Origin of the sequence: Phytobacter ursingii (assembly GCF_001022135.1) — a bacterium.
GTDB classification, from domain to species: Bacteria; Pseudomonadota; Gammaproteobacteria; order Enterobacterales; family Enterobacteriaceae; genus Phytobacter; species Phytobacter ursingii.
The window spans coordinates 3,844,911-3,861,058 of record NZ_CP011602.1; the positions used below are offsets into that span (position 1 = coordinate 3,844,911).

Here is a 16,148-nt window from a genome sequence, read left to right on the forward strand (position 1 = left end):
CCGGTAGAATCATCGATAAAATCAGATAAATTTTGGGGATAAACTCGGTTTTACCGAGCATTAAGCAAAAAGTATAAAAAACCCGACGTAATAGTCGGGTTTTTTATTTATTCAGTAAATGTTTAACGCGTCAGGTCATCAAAGAACTTTTTGACGCCATCGAAGAAGCTTTTGGAGCGTGGGCTATTGTGTTCACCTGTCGGCCCGCCAAAGCTTTCCTGCAGATCCTTAAGCAGTTGTTTCTGCTTATCGTTCAGGCCAACCGGCGTTTCAACGACCACGCGACACAGCAGATCGCCCTGCGCGCCGCCACGCACCGATTTCACGCCTTTACCGCGCATGCGGAACAGCTTGCCGGTCTGAGTTTCACCAGGGATCTTCAGATTGACACGACCGTCCAGCGTCGGAACCTCAATTTCGCCACCCAACGCCGCCATAGCAAAGTTGATCGGAACTTCGCAGTACAGGTTGTTACCTTCACGCTCAAAGATAGCGTTCTGTTTCACCTGCACCTGGACGTACAGATCGCCTGCCGGTGCGCCGTGCTCACCCGCTTCGCCCTCACCCGCCAGGCGGATGCGATCGCCTGTATCCACGCCTGCCGGAATTTTAACGGACAGGGTTTTGGTTTTTTCTACGCGACCATGACCGTGACATTTGTTGCACGGATCTTTAATCAGCGTACCGCGTCCCTGACAATGCGGACAGGTCTGCTGAACAGCGAAGAACCCCTGGCGCATCTGTACCTGGCCGGAACCGTGACAGGTCGGACAGGTCTGCGGCTGAGTACCCGCTTTCGCGCCGCTGCCATGGCAAACGTCACACTCTTCGAGCGTCGGGATACGGATCTCTTTACTGACACCGCGAACGGCCTCTTCCAGCGTCAATTCCATGTTGTAACGTAAATCGGCGCCACGCGCCGCACGCTGGCGACCACGGCCACCGCCAAAAATATCGCCGAAGACATCGCCAAAGATATCGCTAAAGTCAGCGCCGCCGCCGCCGAATCCACCGCCGCCCATGCCGCCTTGTTCAAACGCCGCATGGCCATACTGGTCGTACGCAGCGCGTTTTTGCGCATCGGTCAGGACTTCGTACGCCTCTTTGATCTCTTTAAATTTGGCTTCGGCCTCTTTATCACCCTGGTTACGGTCCGGGTGATATTTCATGGCCAGGCGCTTGTACGCCTTCTTGATTTCGCGCTCTTCCGCTGTTTTGGAAACGCCCAAAATCTCGTAGTAGTCTTGTTTCGCCATCTTTTTTTATCTACCCCTAACATGCGAGCACGGGCGTGGAGAGATCTCCTACGCCCGTGCCGATTAATTACCCTGCATCAGGGCGATTATTTTTTGTCTTTTACTTCTTCGAACTCAGCGTCGACAACATCGTCGTCTTTCGCGTTGTTCGCAGAAGCGTCAGCGCTACCAGCCTGCTGCTGAGCGTGCTGTTGCTGTGCGATTTCCAGCAGTTTCTGAGAAGCCTGAGCCAGCGCCTGCATTTTCGCTTCGATATCCGCTTTGTCTTCGCCTTTGAGGGACGTTTCCAGCGCGGTCAGCGCAGCTTCGATGGCGGTTTTATCTTCCGCTGGCAGTTTGTCGCCGGCTTCTTCCACCTGTTTACGGGTGCTGTGCAGCAGGTGGTCGCCCTGGTTACGGGTCTGAACCAGCTCTTCGAACTTACGGTCAGATTCAGCATTCGCTTCTGCTTCGCGAACCATTTTCTGAATTTCTTCCTCGTTCAGGCCAGAAGATGCCTTGATGGTGATCTTCTGCTCTTTACCGCTGTTTTTGTCTTTCGCGGAAACGTGCAGGATACCGTCAGCATCGATATCGAAGGTCACTTCGATCTGCGGCATGCCGCGCGGTGCCGGGTTGATACCATCCAGGTTGAACTGACCCAGAGATTTGTTATCAGAAGCGCGTTTACGCTCACCCTGCAGCACATGGATGGTCACCGCAGACTGGTTGTCTTCTGCGGTAGAGAACACCTGGCTGTGTTTGGTCGGGATAGTGGTGTTTTTGGTGATAAGCGCTGTCATCACGCCGCCCATGGTTTCGATACCGAGAGACAGCGGGGTAACGTCCAGCAGCAGAACGTCTTTCACATCACCCGTCAACACACCACCCTGGACCGCAGCACCGATAGCAACGGCTTCGTCCGGGTTAACGTCTTTACGCGGCTCTTTACCAAAGAACTCCGCCACTTTCTTCTGCACCATCGGCATACGCGTCTGACCGCCGACCAGGATAACGTCCTGCACGTCGGATACAGACAGGCCAGCGTCCTGCAGCGCAACTTTCAGCGGCTCGATGGAACGGTTTACCAGGTCTTCGACCAGGCTTTCCAGTTTCGCGCGAGTCACTTTGATGTTCATGTGTTTCGGACCCGTCGCGTCTGCAGTGATATACGGCAGGTTCACGTCGGTCTGCTGAGCGGAAGAAAGCTCAATTTTCGCTTTTTCTGCCGCTTCTTTCAGACGCTGCATCGCCAGCGGATCGTTACGCAGGTCAATACCCTGATCTTTCTTGAACTCTTCAACCAGATAGTTGATCAGACGGCTGTCGAAGTCTTCGCCACCCAGGTGGGTATCACCGTTGGTTGCCAGTACTTCGAAGGTTTTTTCGCCATCAACTTCGTCGATTTCGATAATAGAGATATCGAAGGTACCGCCACCAAGGTCGTAGACCGCGATAGTACGGTTGCCGACTTCTTTATCCAGACCGTAGGCCAGCGCAGCGGCAGTCGGTTCGTTGATAATACGTTTGACTTCCAGACCTGCAATACGGCCAGCATCTTTGGTTGCCTGACGCTGCGCATCGTTGAAGTAGGCCGGTACGGTGATAACCGCTTCAGTTACCGGCTCACCCAGGTAATCTTCAGCCGTTTTCTTCATTTTTTTCAGCACTTCGGCAGAGATCTGCGGCGGTGCAGTTTTGGTGCCTTTCACATCGAGCCATGCGTCACCGTTGTCAGCAGCGATGATTTTGTATGGCATGATAGAAACGTCACGCTGAACTTCTTCGTCCTGGAAGCGGCGGCCAATCAGGCGTTTAATCGCAAACAGGGTGTTTTGCGGGTTTGTCACTGCCTGACGTTTAGCCGGCTGACCAACCAGAGTTTCACCATCCTGGGTATAAGCAATGATAGAAGGCGTGGTGCGGTCGCCCTCGGCATTCTCCAGCACACGCGCGGTGGTGCCATCCATAATCGCTACACAAGAGTTGGTAGTACCCAGGTCGATACCAATAATTTTACCCATCTAAACGTCTCCACTAAAAATTCGGTCAACATGTGGTTGTGAACCTGTAATAAGGGCGAATCGTGCGGTTTCAACTACCCTCGTTCGTTTTTTTTCAGGTCCACACATTGCGGTTGACTACAAGATGGGGTCGCAACGAAGCTCATCAAGGGGTAAGGAATAAAAAAATTTTTAATTTCCACCTGTTCAGATCATAGACACAGCCAATGACGCTATTTATGATGCCGCGCCCCGCCTCCTCTCTACATTGATGCGGGGAATACATTTCATCCTTCAATGTTGATTTATTTTGAGGAATTATGGGCAACATCAAGTTGGCTAATCCGGCTCCGCTGGGCCTTATGGGCTTCGGCATGACCACTATTCTGCTTAACCTGCACAATATTGGCATGTTCCCGCTGGATGGTATTATCCTGGCTATGGGTATTTTCTATGGCGGTATCGCGCAGATTTTTGCAGGTCTGCTGGAATATAAAAAAGGCAACACCTTCGGTTTAACCGCATTTACCTCTTACGGTTCTTTCTGGCTCACCCTGGTCGCCATTCTGCTGCTGCCTAAAATGGGTCTGGCAGATGCGGCAAATGGCCACTTCCTGGGTGTCTATCTGGGGATCTGGGGCGTGTTCACCCTGTTTATGTTCTTCGGCACGCTGAAAGGCGCACGTATGCTGCAGTTCGTCTTCCTGAGCCTGACCGTGTTATTCGCACTGTTGGCGGTAGGCCATCTGGCGGACAATGAAGGTATCGTTCATGTAGCCGGCTGGATTGGTCTGGTATGTGGCGCAAGCGCTATCTACCTGGCGATGGGTGAAGTCCTGAACGAGCAGTATGGCCGTACCGTTCTGCCGATTGGCGAACAAGGGCAGCACTAATCCCTCCTTCGTGCCTGTTATGCAGGCACGAATCCCCCTGTTTTGCCCTCCTGTTGATTACGCATTCACTTACTTTATGGGATGATGGCGGTATTTCTTCTCAGACAGAATCTGACAATGGCTATGCTTTTCCAGGGTCGTACTTACTGGTTACAACGTTGGGTTGCGCTTCTTCTCACCGGGGTCATGGCCGGACTTGGCGGTATGTTGCTCGCCATGCTGCTACACGAAATCCAGCATCTCGCGTATGGATATAGTCAGAACCAGTTGATAAGCCCACAGACATTTTTAGAGGGTGTGACGGACGCCAGCGCCCAGCGGCGCTTTATCGTGCTGCTCGCCGCCGGCATTGTTGCCGGAGGAGGATGGTGGCTGCTTGCACGTTATGGCCAAAAACGCATTAGCATCAGTACGGCGGTAAACAACCCGGATAAACCAATGCCGCCGCTCACCACGCTCGTGCATATTCTGCTGCAAATTATCACCGTGGCGATGGGCTCACCGCTCGGGCGCGAGGTCGCTCCGCGTGAAGCGGGGGCGCTCTTTGCCTGGGGGGCTGCGCGGACATTGCGTCTTACCCCCGCCGACATTCAACTGATGACCGCCTGCGGTGCGGGTGCGGGGCTTGCTGCGGTCTATAACGTACCGCTGGCGGGAGCTATCTTTACACTTGAAGTCTTGTTGGTGAGTTTTAGCTGGGATACGGCTATTGCGGCGTTGGTCACATCGGCGCTGGCGGCCTGGGTCGCCACGCTGGGACTGGGCGATGAACATCAGTATCACTTCACGACGGAATTCGCTGCCACCTCGTTGATTTTCTGGAGCGTGCTTTGTGGTCCGTTACTGGGCGCGGGCGCTTTTCTGTTTCGTCGTCTCACCCAATATGCAGGCAGCAAAGTGCGGGATAACTGGCAAATGCCCGCGGTCAGTCTGATTGCCTTTACGCTACTGGGTATCTTTTCCATCTGGTTTCCACAGCTTCCCGGCAACGGTAAAGGGGCTGCACAGTTAACGCTCAGTGGCGAAATGACGGCCTGGCTTGCGGTGGTTTTACTGATACTGAAAGTATTGGTTATCTGCGCCGTGATTCGTGCAGGCGCGGCTGGCGGATTGTTGACACCCGGCCTCGCCGTCGGTGGGTTGCTGGGATCGCTGCTGTTTATGCTTGTCGGGCCGCTTTTCCCCGGTAGCGATATGGAAAGCTTCGCCCTGCTGGGCGCTGCCGGGTTCCTGGCTGCCTCAGCGCATATGCCCGTCACCACCCTCGCCTTGGTAATGGAATCTACACGAATGGACCACAGTTTCCTGGTACCTGCCGCACTGTCAATCGCAGGTGCCTATGCCACCTGTCGCGCGCTTGAAATATGGCAAAATGCGCATTTTTCGACCAAAACCACAACCGTAGCTAAACGAGATGGTAATAAAAATCCTATTTAATTGATAAGCATTATCATTTTAAATATGGTCGCCGGCAGCATCCCGGATATTGGATATCATGCAACAGCCTGGACAGGAACGTTGGGGGATACATCGATTCTGTTGTGTTGCATAAGGTAAGCCAATGAGTTCCCCTCTTGTCGCCAGTGTTAAGCCTGACGGTTCCGCCGTGTCGTCATCTTACAGAAAAATCGTGCTGCGCCGTTTTGCGCTCGCAGGCGCGATTCTGGCGTTTATTCTGTTATCACTGATTCTGGATTTCATCATTGGGCCTTCCGGGCTCTCTCTTGCTGCACTCTGGCATGCGCTTGTCGATGCCGGGTCTGCCGATGCGGGAACACGTGTTATTGTCTGGGAGTTGCGCCTGCCCATTGCATTAATGGCGATCGTTGTCGGAATGGCGCTCGGCCTGGCGGGGGCAGAGATGCAAACCATCCTCAATAACCCGCTCGCCAGCCCGTTTACCCTCGGGGTCTCCTCTGCCGCGTCATTTGGTGCCGCGCTGGCTATCATTCTTGGTCTGGGTATTCCGGGTATTCCCGATCAGTGGTTTATCTCGGTTAACGCCTTTATCTTTGCCCTGCTGGCCTGCTTTATTCTTGATGGCATCAGCCGCTGGACCCGCGTGGCGACATCAGGCGTGGTGTTATTTGGCATTGCGCTGGTGTTCACCTTCAATGCGCTGATTTCCATTCTGCAGTTTGTGGCCAGCGAAGACACATTGCAGGGGCTGGTCTTCTGGACCATGGGCAGTCTGGCGCGCGCTTCATGGGACAAGCTTGCTATTCTCAGCCTCGCCCTGCTTTTTATTGTGCCCCTGTCGCTGAAAAATGCCTGGAAGCTTACAGCGCTGCGTCTGGGAGAAGACCGGGCCGTCAGCTTTGGTATCAATGTGCGCCAACTGCGTATGGCGACGCTGCTGCGCATCAGTATCATTTCCGCGCTGACCGTGGCCTTTGTCGGGCCTGTTGGCTTTATTGGTCTGGTGGCACCGCACATTTCGCGGATGCTGTTTGGTGAGGACCACCGCTTTTATCTGCCCGGCAGCATGTTGATTGGCGCACTGGTACTCTCGCTGGCGTCCGTATTATCAAAAAATATTGTCTCCGGCGTCATCATTCCCGTTGGTATCGTCACCTCACTGGTCGGCGTCCCGTTCTTTCTGAGCATCATTATTCGCCATCGGGGGAATCTATGACCGACGGACTGCAAATCCACGCCCTGCATACCGGCTATCGCAAAAAGAAAATTATCGACGGGCTAACCATCCCAATGCTGCCACGCGGGCAAATCACTGCGCTGCTCGGGCCAAACGGCTCAGGCAAATCCACCCTGCTGCGCGCGCTGGCCGATCTCAGCCCGGCTCAGGGGCAACTGTGGCTGAATGGCGAAGACTTGATGACGTTGCCCCCGGTGAAGCGGGCGCAAAAGGTGGTCTACCTACCGCAGTCATTGCCGCAAGGCGTGCATCTGCATGCGCTGGAGTCGGTCATTGTAGCCAGACGCGCCAGCGGCTTCTGTTCCGGGGAAAACGTTGAGCAAGAGGCCTACGACATTCTGCATAAGCTCGGCATTTCGCATCTGGCGATGAGCTTCCTCGACCAGCTTTCCGGCGGGCAGAAACAGCTGATTGGCCTTGCCCAGTCGCTGATCAGGAAGCCAGACCTTTTGCTGCTTGACGAGCCGCTGAGCGCACTCGATCTCAATTACCAGTTTCACGTAATGGATATAGTCGCCCGTGAAACGCGTCTGCGTAACATCGTGACGGTGGTAGTGATCCATGACATCAACATTGCGCTGCGCCATGCCGAATACGCGGTGATGTTAAAAAATGGCGCACGGGTTGCCAGTGGTATTCCAGGCGAGGTCGTTACGCCCGCAAACCTGGCGACCGTCTACGGGGTAAAAGGCCGTGTCGAATATTGTTCGCAGGGACTGCCGCATGTGGTGGTCGACGGATTAACAACCTAAAACAGTCATAAGACGGGGAAGAGATGAATCTGAAAAAGACAATCATGGGGATCGCGCTGATCTTTGCGCCCCTGCTGGCGATGGCGCAAAGCTGGCCGGTTACGGTGACGGATCGGGATAACCGCAGCGTCACGATCCCGCAGGAGCCACAGCGCATCATCCTGCAGGATGGCCGTGATATTCTGGCGCTGGCGCTGCTGGAACGTGACGATCCCTTTGCCAAAGTGGTCGCGTGGAACAACCTGCCGAAAAAACAGGACACGGAAACCTGGAATGTCCTCAAGCGCAAATGGCCGGAAGCCGAAAAGATCCTGGATATGCAGTTTTCAGATCAGGGCAATGTCGATCTGGAGACCATCATCTCGCGCCATCCTGATCTGATGATTGCGCAGCTGCGCGCTAAACCATCACTGGTGCAAAGCGGTGTGCTGGCCAAACTTGACGCCTTGCATATACCGGTGGTGTTTGTCGATTATGAACTGCATCCGGTAGACAACACCCTGCCCAGTATTGCGCTGCTGGGTAAAGTGCTCGGCCAAAATGAGCGCGCTACACAGTACATCAACTTCTATCAGCAGCGTCTGGACATGCTACATCAGCGTCTGGCCAGCACTCACAAAAAACCGCTGGTGTTTATCGAACCCATCGCTGGTGTCGCAGGGCTGGATAATGGCTGTTGCTTTACGCATGCCCGCAATGGCTGGGGCGGTCTGGTCGAAGCGGCGGGCGGTGTGAACATAGGTTCACAGCTGTTACCTGGGGCGACGGGTAATGTATCAGTGGAGAAAATCATCTCCATGAACCCGGATTACTACCTGATGACCGGATCAAAACGTCCGGGCAAAGGCACCGCCATTATTCCTTTTGGCTACAATGTGGACGAAAAAGAAGTGACCGCCGCCTTCAGCGCATTACTGGCACGCCAGGGCGTCAGCAGCATCCCTGCCGTTACCCAGGGTCATACTGGCGCGCTCTATCACCACTTCTACAATAATCCGTACAACATTATCGCTATTGAAACGTTGAGTAAGATTTTCTACCCGGACCTGTTTAAAGACATCGATCCGCTGGCGGATTATCACACCATCATCAAGGATTTCACTCAGATCCCCGATGGCAATATCGTCCTGAGTTACACGCCTTCGCACTAATCTCTCTCAGCGCCATCGTCCGATGGCGCTTTTTTATCAAATGTGCACTTAGCGCGTGGACTTCGCTAGCGCCGGGCTCTGGGTAGCAACCAGGTCCTGGCGCAGCCATAACCCCAGTCCCAGGCCAATCAGCGACAGCGCGAGCACATACCAGGCAGGCGCCATTGGCGAAACGCCCATTAGCATCGTTACCGCAATCGGCGTCAGGCCACCGAAAATGGCGTAAGAGACGTTATAAGAGAAAGAGATCCCGGTGAAACGGACTTCTGCCGGGAAAGCACGAACCATCACATACGGGACGGCCCCGACAACCCCAACACAGAAACCGACCAGCCCATACAAGACAAACAACTGCTCAGGGTGGCTGCCCGTAAGGTGATAGAAGAACCAGCTTGAGCAGGCCAGCAGAATGCTGCCGACGATAAAGGTCTTGCTGGGGCCAACGCGATCAATCACCAGCCCGGCGGTCAAACAGCCGAAACAGAGCATAATCGTAGCAATGCTGTTCGCCTGCAGGGTCAACGCAGGCGCGAAACCATACTGCTTTTGTAACCAGACGGGAGACATCAAAATCACCACCACAATCCCGGCCGAAAGCAACCAGGTCAGCAACATTGAGATCACTACCGCTTTTTTGTGTTTCATGACGACGGCTTTCACCGGCAGCTCTTGCGCCAGCGCTTTACGCTGCTGCATTTCGAGGAAAATGGGCGTCTCCTGCAACCAGCGGCGCAGATACATCGCCACCAGACCAAACGCGCCGCCCAGCAGGAAAGGTATTCGCCATCCACCATCATGAATCGCCTGCTGCGTCATACTGGTATTAATGAGCGTAGCGACAACAGAACCCAGCAGGATGCCGACAGTCAGCCCGGCGGTTAATGTTCCGCAGGCAATCCCGATACGGCGCTCCGGCACATGCTCGGCCACAAACACCCACGCGCCCGGCACTTCTCCACCAATCGCCGCCCCCTGCAACACGCGCATCAACAGCAACAGCAATGGCGCAACGATGCCCATAGAGGCATAAGTCGGCAACAGGCCAATCGCCAGCGTGGGTACCGCCATCAGCAAAATGCTCAGGGTGAACATCTTCTTACGCCCCACCAGATCGCCAAAATGGGCCATCACGATGCCGCCCAGCGGACGCGCCAGATAACCCGCAGCAAAAATACCAAACGTCTGCACCTGACGTAGCCATTCCGGGATGTCTGCCGGAAAGAACAGCTCACCGACAACGGCGGCAAAGAAAACAAAAATGATGAAGTCGTAAAACTCGAGCGCACCGCCTAACGCGGCAAGCGTGAGGGTTTTGTAATCCTGCTTATTGAGGGGACGAGTGTAATTTGACATAACGGGCTCTTTGTAAAGAGGGAGTGTTGATTTCGTTTTTACGTAAGCTGTAAATTAAAAATTACTATACCGTAAATAAATCAACACGCCAGCGCCCGTATAACTTAATTCGAAAAACCCCTGGTTTTAGGAGATTGACGCGCGAATTGCATTTTTTGGGCGAAAAGCCGCTACGACTTTGGGATCGGTCTCGATATAAGGCCCCTCGAGGAGCTGTACACAATAAGGTACACTGGCGAAAATACCCGGTACCGTTACCTGCCCGTCTGGCTGTTTCACCCCTTCAAGCGTCTCTTTGATGGATTTTGGCTGCCCTGGTAAATTCAGGATCAGTGCTTGCTTGCGAATCACGCCTACCTGGCGGGAGAGAATGGCGGTAGGCACGAAATTGAGGCTGATTTGGCGCATCTGCTCGCCAAAACCCGGCATTTCGCGGTCAGCAATGGCAAGTGTGGCATCAGGAGTCACATCACGACGCGCCGGGCCGGTACCGCCAGTGGTTAAAACCAGATGGCAGCTCATCTCGTCCACTAACTCGCAAAGCGTCTGTTCAATGATGCTTTGTTCGTCCGGGATAAGCCGTTTTTCGATGGTAAAAGGGGTCGTCAGCGCCTGCGCCAGCCACTCTTCCAGCGCCGGGATGCCTTTATCCTGGTAAACACCGCTTGAAGCGCGATCGGAAACAGAAACTAAGCCAATGCGTAATGTATCCATATTCATTCCGTTCAAAAAAATAATGACTAACGGAAATGATACACGCTGAGGAGAAATGCAGACAGAGGGGAAAGCGTGGCCGGGTAGCCAGCCACGCCTGAATGATTACAGCAGATCGCCGATCATTTTTTCCAGTTTTTCCTGGTCAACAGCAAACTTACGGATACCGTCCGCCAGTTTGTCTACTGCCATGGGATCCTGGTTGTGCTGCCAGAAGAATTGCGCTTCGGTAATACGTTCCGGACGCGCTTTCACTTCGCCAGTGTAAGACAGTTTACGCTCGATAGCGCCTTCGCTTTCCGCCAGCTCTTTCAGCAGCGCAGGCGCGATAGTCAGACGATCGCAGCCCGCCAGTTCCAGAATCTCACCAACGTTACGGAAGCTTGCGCCCATCACAACGGTTTCATAGCCATGCTGTTTGTAGTACTGGTAGATTTCCGTTACGGAAACCACGCCCGGATCTTCTGCCGGCGCGTACTCTTTTTTATCCGTATTGGCTTTGTACCAGTCGAGGATACGGCCCACAAACGGGGAAATCAGATAAACGCCGGCTTCCGCACAAGCACGCGCCTGCGCAAAGGAGAACAGCAGCGTCAGGTTACAGTTGATGCCTTCTTTTTCCAGCTGCTCAGCAGCACGGATACCCTGCCAGGTGGAAGCCAGTTTGATCAGGATACGATCATTGCTGATACCCGCATCGTTATACAGTTTGATCAGGCGTTTAGCTTTGGCGATGGACGCATCGGTATCATAAGACAGGCGTGCATCCACTTCGGTAGAAATACGACCGGGGATCAGTTTGAGAATTTCCAGACCGATATTCACCGCCAGCTTGTCCGTGGCATCTACCACTTGCTGCGCGCGATCGCTGCTCTGATCTTTCGCCCAGGCAATAGCGTCATCAATCAGTTTGCGGTATTCAGGGATTTGGGCAGCGCCAAGAATCAGAGAAGGGTTGGTGGTAGCGTCCTGCGGCTGATACAGCTTCATAGCCGCGATATCTCCGGTGTCAGCAACAACAGTCGTGTATTGACGCAGAGAAGTCAATTTATCCGTCATGATAGTGTTTCTCTTTGAACTTGTTAGGGGGATGTAACCGGTCTGCCCTGATGATAACACGACGCCCTGCCAGCGCAACCGCAGACATTACGCACGTCCGGTATGGTAAACTCGATTTATTAATTGCCTGCGAAGTAGTGTGCTATTCATAATAGCCCTGCTCGTTAACCTGCGAAGCGGCATAGACAAGAGGGATGTTGATGCCTGAATTCTTTTCTTTTATCAGTGAAATACTTTGGGGTTCATTGATGCTCTACCTGCTGCTTGCGGCAGGCATCTGGTTTGCTTTTAAAAGCAAATTTGTACCGTTTCGCCTGATTGGCGACTTCTACCACAACCTTAAACATAGCCGCGCCCAGTCGGGTGGACTGACGTCTTATCAGGCGCTGTTTCTCAGTCTTGCCGGACGAATGGGGTCCGGTAATTTAGCGGGGGTGGCATTAGCGATTACGGCAGGCGGCCCCGGTGCGATTTTCTGGATGTGGATATCGGCCTTGATTGGCATGGCGACGTGTTTCGCCGAAAGCATACTGGCGCAACTCTACAAAGAACGCGACGCCAGCCAGCAATTTCGTGGCGGCCCTGCATGGTATATGGCGCGAGGCCTTGGCATGCGCTGGATGGGGGTGCTGTTTTCCGTATTCCTGTTGCTGGTCTATGGGCTTTTATTCAATACCATTCAGGCCAATTCGGTAGCGCGTGCCGTCCATTTTGCCTGGCATATTAATGAGATCTACACCGGTCTTATTTTTGCAGGCATGATTTTGTTATTGATTACGAAAAGCATGAAACAGATTGCTCGTATCATGCAGTGGGTTGTTCCGGTCATGGCCCTGGCCTGGGTCATGACCAGTCTTGGCATTGGTATTGCGCACTTGAGCGCTTTGCCGGAGATGTTCGCCAATATTGTGAAAAGTGCCTTTGGCTGGCAGGAAGCGGCGGCGGGCACCATGGGTTACACGCTGAGTCAGGCGCTTACCAGCGGTTTCCAACGCAGTATGTATTCTAACGAGGCCGGAATGGGCTCAACCCCGAATGCCGCCGCTGCCGCCGCATCGTCTCCCCCTCATCCTGCCGCTCAGGGCTTTGTGCAGATGGTCGGCGTGGTGGTCGATACGTTTATGGTTTGCACCGCCAGCGCGTTTATTCTCCTACTGGCAAAGGATACGCCAACAGATAACGCCATCATTGGCGTTCAAAAAGTTCAGGAAGCGATGGTCGCACTGACGGGTTCATGGGGAGCCAGCTTTGTCGCTGTCATCATCATCATGTTTGCGTTTAATTCTATTATCGCCAATTACGTTTACGCCGAAAATAATCTCATTTTCCTGCGCATGAACAGCAGACGAAATATTTGGCTATTGCGTCTGGGGATCTTAGTGATGGTGTTGATAGGCGCTCAAATGCGCATACCGCTACTCTGGCATGTGGCAGATGTGATGATGGCGTTTATGGCCATCACTAACATGACGGCGATTCTGCTCTTGTCTCCCGTCGTCAGCCTTATTGCCGCCGATTATCTACGCCAACGCAAGTTGGGGGTGACGCCAGTGTTCGATCCGAAGCGTTATCCGGACATCAACCAGCAGCTCGCCCCCGGTGCATGGGATGATAAAGCGGGATCGTAAATGACAATCGCAACTATTGATCAATCACGGGCTATTTTTTGTTACAGTCAGCGGAAATTTTCCTGCAAGGACTGACTATGCTGATTCTCATCTCGCCCGCGAAAACACTGGATTATCAAAGTGAGCTGGCCACTACGCGCTACACGCAGCCTGAATTGTTGGATCATTCGCAGCAGTTGATTAAGGTCGCCCGTAAACTTAGCGCGCAACAAATCAAAGCGTTGATGGGCATCAGCGACAAGCTCGCCGACCTGAACGCCACCCGTTTTCATGACTGGCAGCCGGACTTTACGCTGAAAAACGCCCGCCAGGCTATTCTGGCCTTTAAAGGCGATGTCTATACCGGGCTGCAGGCAGAAACGTTCACCGAGGCTGATTTCGATTTTGCCCAGCAGCATCTGCGTATGCTCTCTGGTCTCTATGGCGTGTTGCGTCCGCTGGATCTGATGCAGCCTTACCGTCTGGAGATGGGGATCCGCCTCGAAAATGCGAAGGGGAAGGATCTCTATCAGTTCTGGGGGGAGACCATCACCAACACGCTGAACGATGCCATTAAGGCACAGGGTGATGACATCGTGGTGAATCTGGCATCCGATGAATACTTTAAGTCGGTCAAAACGCAAAAACTGAACGCGCAAATTATCAAACCTGTCTTTCTGGATGAGAAAAATGGCAAGTTTAAGGTCATTAGCTTCTATGCTAAAAAGGCGCGCGGCCTGATGAGTCGTTACATCATTGAAAACCGCCTGACAAAACCAGAGCAGTTAACCACGTTTGATAGTGAAGGCTATTTCTTTGATGAAGCGCTCTCTGGGAAGGGTGAACTGGTCTTTAAACGCCACGAGCAGTAAGGCTGTGGCCCCCTCTCTAAGGAGGGGGCAGACTAAGCGAAGAGATTAATCGCGGCGCCAGTCCGGCCCCGGACGATGGTCATCGTGACGATCGCCATGATGATCGTCACGGAAGTCGCGATGGTCGTCACCGTGCGGGCGCCAGTGGTTTTCGCGCCATTCGTAGTGTCTGTGCCACCAGTCACGATCACGCCAGTGACCACCATCCCAGTAGTTGCCGTGACGATCCTGATCACCGATTTGCAGTTTTACCGCCGGCACCAGAGTAATTTCAGCAGCCTGTGCCGCCAGCGGAGCCACCATCAACAACGAAAGCGCTAAGAATACAGGTTTCAACATGGGTTACTCCTTTGTTCATCTTGCCCGTTGTGGGCCGATGTAAGGAGATTAAGCAAAGTGATGGCGGCTTGTTATTCTCTGCAATCCTAATCTCTAAGTGCCCGCATTTTATGAGAATTCCTCCGTTTTTCCTGCCGTATTTCTCCTTAATTTCTCCGTATTCCTGGCGTAAAAAAACCGGGCAGCGATAATGCTTACCCGGTTCTGGTTTGAGGCTAAACGGATTACGCTTTGCTCATCATCAGCTTACGTAATTCAGCGAAATCCGCAGGCAGATGGTGCGACAGCAGTTCCAGATCCGCGCGCTCTGCCAGTTCTTTCGGCAATGGCAGGGTTTCGCCGAGAATATCTTCTACACTCTCTTTGAATTTTGCCGGATGCGCAGTCCCCAGGAACAGGCCATATTCCCCCGGACGCAGCTGATCGCGGAGCGCACGGTAAGCAATGGCCGCATGCGGTTCGGAGATATAACCCTTGCCTTTCAGCTCGCGCATAGTCTCTTTGGTCGTCTCGTCGTCTACTGCGGCATAGCCCAGTTCGTTCAGGCGCCAGATTTTGCGGCGGAACAGTTCTTCTACGCGCGGCCAGTTGTTCGGCTGGCTGACGTCCATGGCGTTCGACAGGGTTGCCTGTGTCGCTTTTGGCTTCCACTCACCATCCTGCAGGAAGCGCGGCACCGTATCATTTGCATTAGTCGCCGCAATAAAACGCTTAACAGGCAGTCCCAGCGATTTCGCCAGCAGGCCAGCCGTTAAGTCGCCAAAGTTGCCGCTCGGCACGGAAACAACCAACTGATTGCGTGCCTCTTGCGGCAATTGCGCCACCGCTTCAAAGTAGTAGCAAATCTGCGCCAGCAGGCGGCTGATGTTGATAGAGTTCGCTGAGTTCAGGCCCAGCGCGACTTTCAGTTCTTCATCATCAAAAGCCTGTTTAACCAGCGCCTGGCAGGCGTCGAAATCCGCATCAATCGCGACGGTTTCGATATTACCGCCCAGCGTACAGAACAGTTTTTCCTGTAGCGGACTGATTTTTCCGTTCGGGTAAAGGATGACGACACGGACGTTTTTCAGGCCGTAGAAAGCATGTGCCACTGCCGCCCCGGTATCACCTGAGGTCGCCGTCAGGATCGTCACCGGTTTGTCACCGCTGATGGTGGTCAGCATTTGCGCCATAAAGCGCCCACCAAAATCTTTAAACGCCAGCGTCGGGCCATGAAACAGCTCCAGACAACCAACGTCACTCTCAACTGACTGTACGGGTGCAGGGAAAGCAAACGCATCCCGGACGCGCGCTTCCAGAATTTCCTGCGGAATTTCATCACCGATGAACGCGCCGAGGATTTTGGCGCTGCGCGCAACGAAATCCATGGTCAGCATGTCATCAATTTCAGTCAGGCTGAATTCCGGCAGGTCATGCGGGAAAAACAGCCCCTGGTTCTTGCCAAGCCCTTGCGTGACGGCCTGCGCGAAGCTGACCTGTTCGTTGTGATCTTTTAAGTTATAGAGTTTCATTGG

14 protein-coding genes are annotated in these 16,148 nt (G+C 53.5%); 7 read left to right on the forward strand and 7 right to left on the reverse strand.

Going from position 1 to position 16,148, the window contains the following annotated elements; translation table 11 throughout:
- Positions 1 to 122: 122 nt before the first annotated feature.
- Positions 123 to 1,256, reverse strand: a complete 1,134-nt coding sequence (gene dnaJ, locus AB182_RS21635; protein ID WP_047371895.1) for a molecular chaperone DnaJ — start codon at positions 1,254 to 1,256, stop codon at positions 123 to 125.
- Positions 1,257 to 1,342: 86 nt separating this feature from the next.
- Positions 1,343 to 3,259, reverse strand: a complete 1,917-nt coding sequence (dnaK, locus tag AB182_RS21640) for a molecular chaperone DnaK (RefSeq protein WP_047371896.1) — start codon at positions 3,257 to 3,259, stop codon at positions 1,343 to 1,345.
- 299 nt (positions 3,260 to 3,558) lie between these two features.
- Here dnaK and satP point away from each other — a divergent pair, with 299 nt between their 5' ends.
- From satP to AB182_RS21665, 5 genes are all read left to right on the forward strand, one after another.
- On the forward strand, positions 3,559 to 4,131 hold the full coding sequence (satP, locus tag AB182_RS21645; protein WP_039078285.1) for an acetate uptake transporter: 573 nt from the start codon (positions 3,559 to 3,561) through the stop codon (positions 4,129 to 4,131).
- Positions 4,132 to 4,254: 123 nt separating this feature from the next.
- Entirely contained in the window at positions 4,255 to 5,568 is a 1,314-nt protein-coding gene (locus AB182_RS21650) for a chloride channel protein (RefSeq protein ID WP_047373399.1), read from the forward strand.
- Positions 5,569 to 5,692: 124 nt separating this feature from the next.
- A complete protein-coding gene (locus AB182_RS21655; RefSeq protein WP_047371897.1) occupies positions 5,693 to 6,766 on the forward strand; it encodes a FecCD family ABC transporter permease in 1,074 nt (357 codons plus the stop codon).
- On the forward strand, positions 6,763 to 7,539 hold the full coding sequence (locus tag AB182_RS21660; protein WP_047371898.1) for an ABC transporter ATP-binding protein: 777 nt from the start codon (positions 6,763 to 6,765) through the stop codon (positions 7,537 to 7,539). The genes AB182_RS21655 and AB182_RS21660 overlap by 4 nt, the downstream gene beginning before the upstream one ends.
- Before the next feature lie 23 nt (positions 7,540 to 7,562).
- Entirely contained in the window at positions 7,563 to 8,690 is a 1,128-nt protein-coding gene (locus AB182_RS21665) for an ABC transporter substrate-binding protein (protein WP_052958895.1), read from the forward strand.
- 48 nt (positions 8,691 to 8,738) lie between these two features.
- Here AB182_RS21665 and AB182_RS21670 read toward each other — a convergent pair whose 3' ends face one another.
- The 3 genes from AB182_RS21670 to tal form a co-directional block, all read right to left on the reverse strand.
- Positions 8,739 to 10,043, reverse strand: a complete 1,305-nt coding sequence (locus tag AB182_RS21670) for an MFS transporter (protein ID WP_047371899.1) — start codon at positions 10,041 to 10,043, stop codon at positions 8,739 to 8,741.
- 126 nt (positions 10,044 to 10,169) lie between these two features.
- A complete protein-coding gene (gene mog / locus AB182_RS21675; protein ID WP_047371900.1) occupies positions 10,170 to 10,757 on the reverse strand; it encodes a molybdopterin adenylyltransferase in 588 nt (195 codons plus the stop codon).
- A gap of 105 nt (positions 10,758 to 10,862) precedes the next feature.
- Complete coding sequence (tal, locus tag AB182_RS21680) at positions 10,863 to 11,816, reverse strand: transaldolase (protein WP_047371901.1); 954 nt, start codon at positions 11,814 to 11,816, stop codon at positions 10,863 to 10,865.
- A gap of 200 nt (positions 11,817 to 12,016) precedes the next feature.
- On the opposite strand from tal, the gene AB182_RS21685 reads away from it, so the two are divergent.
- The gene (locus AB182_RS21685) at positions 12,017 to 13,444 is read left to right on the forward strand and encodes an alanine/glycine:cation symporter family protein (protein WP_047371902.1); all 1,428 of its coding nucleotides are present in this window, start codon (positions 12,017 to 12,019) and stop codon (positions 13,442 to 13,444) included.
- A gap of 77 nt (positions 13,445 to 13,521) precedes the next feature.
- Positions 13,522 to 14,295, forward strand: a complete 774-nt coding sequence (gene yaaA, locus AB182_RS21690; protein WP_047371903.1) for a peroxide stress protein YaaA — start codon at positions 13,522 to 13,524, stop codon at positions 14,293 to 14,295.
- Between the two features lie 45 nt (positions 14,296 to 14,340).
- Here the strand turns inward: yaaA and AB182_RS21695 are convergent, their stop codons facing one another.
- A complete protein-coding gene (locus AB182_RS21695; RefSeq protein ID WP_047371904.1) occupies positions 14,341 to 14,634 on the reverse strand; it encodes a DUF2502 domain-containing protein in 294 nt (97 codons plus the stop codon).
- A gap of 224 nt (positions 14,635 to 14,858) precedes the next feature.
- Positions 14,859 to 16,145 (reverse strand): threonine synthase, encoded by a 1,287-nt coding sequence (thrC, locus tag AB182_RS21700; protein WP_047371905.1) that lies wholly within the window; start codon positions 16,143 to 16,145, stop codon positions 14,859 to 14,861.
- Positions 16,146 to 16,148 lie beyond the last annotated feature (3 nt).

Excerpts from the sequence above, each read along its gene's own strand:
- dnaJ (WP_047371895.1), bottom strand. The coding sequence starts at position 1,256 with ATGGCGAAACAAGACTACTACGAGATTTTGGGCGTTTCCAAAACAGCG.
- dnaK (WP_047371896.1), bottom strand. The coding sequence starts at position 3,259 with ATGGGTAAAATTATTGGTATCGACCTGGGTACTACCAACTCTTGTGTA.
- satP (WP_039078285.1), top strand. The coding sequence starts at position 3,559 with ATGGGCAACATCAAGTTGGCTAATCCGGCTCCGCTGGGCCTTATGGGC.
- AB182_RS21650 (WP_047373399.1), top strand. The coding sequence starts at position 4,255 with ATGCTTTTCCAGGGTCGTACTTACTGGTTACAACGTTGGGTTGCGCTT.
- AB182_RS21655 (WP_047371897.1), top strand. The coding sequence starts at position 5,693 with ATGAGTTCCCCTCTTGTCGCCAGTGTTAAGCCTGACGGTTCCGCCGTG.
- AB182_RS21660 (WP_047371898.1), top strand. The coding sequence starts at position 6,763 with ATGACCGACGGACTGCAAATCCACGCCCTGCATACCGGCTATCGCAAA.
- AB182_RS21665 (WP_052958895.1), top strand. The coding sequence starts at position 7,563 with ATGAATCTGAAAAAGACAATCATGGGGATCGCGCTGATCTTTGCGCCC.
- AB182_RS21670 (WP_047371899.1), bottom strand. The coding sequence starts at position 10,043 with ATGTCAAATTACACTCGTCCCCTCAATAAGCAGGATTACAAAACCCTC.
- mog (WP_047371900.1), bottom strand. The coding sequence starts at position 10,757 with ATGGATACATTACGCATTGGCTTAGTTTCTGTTTCCGATCGCGCTTCA.
- tal (WP_047371901.1), bottom strand. The coding sequence starts at position 11,816 with ATGACGGATAAATTGACTTCTCTGCGTCAATACACGACTGTTGTTGCT.
- AB182_RS21685 (WP_047371902.1), top strand. The coding sequence starts at position 12,017 with ATGCCTGAATTCTTTTCTTTTATCAGTGAAATACTTTGGGGTTCATTG.
- yaaA (WP_047371903.1), top strand. The coding sequence starts at position 13,522 with ATGCTGATTCTCATCTCGCCCGCGAAAACACTGGATTATCAAAGTGAG.
- AB182_RS21695 (WP_047371904.1), bottom strand. The coding sequence starts at position 14,634 with ATGTTGAAACCTGTATTCTTAGCGCTTTCGTTGTTGATGGTGGCTCCG.
- thrC (WP_047371905.1), bottom strand. The coding sequence starts at position 16,145 with ATGAAACTCTATAACTTAAAAGATCACAACGAACAGGTCAGCTTCGCG.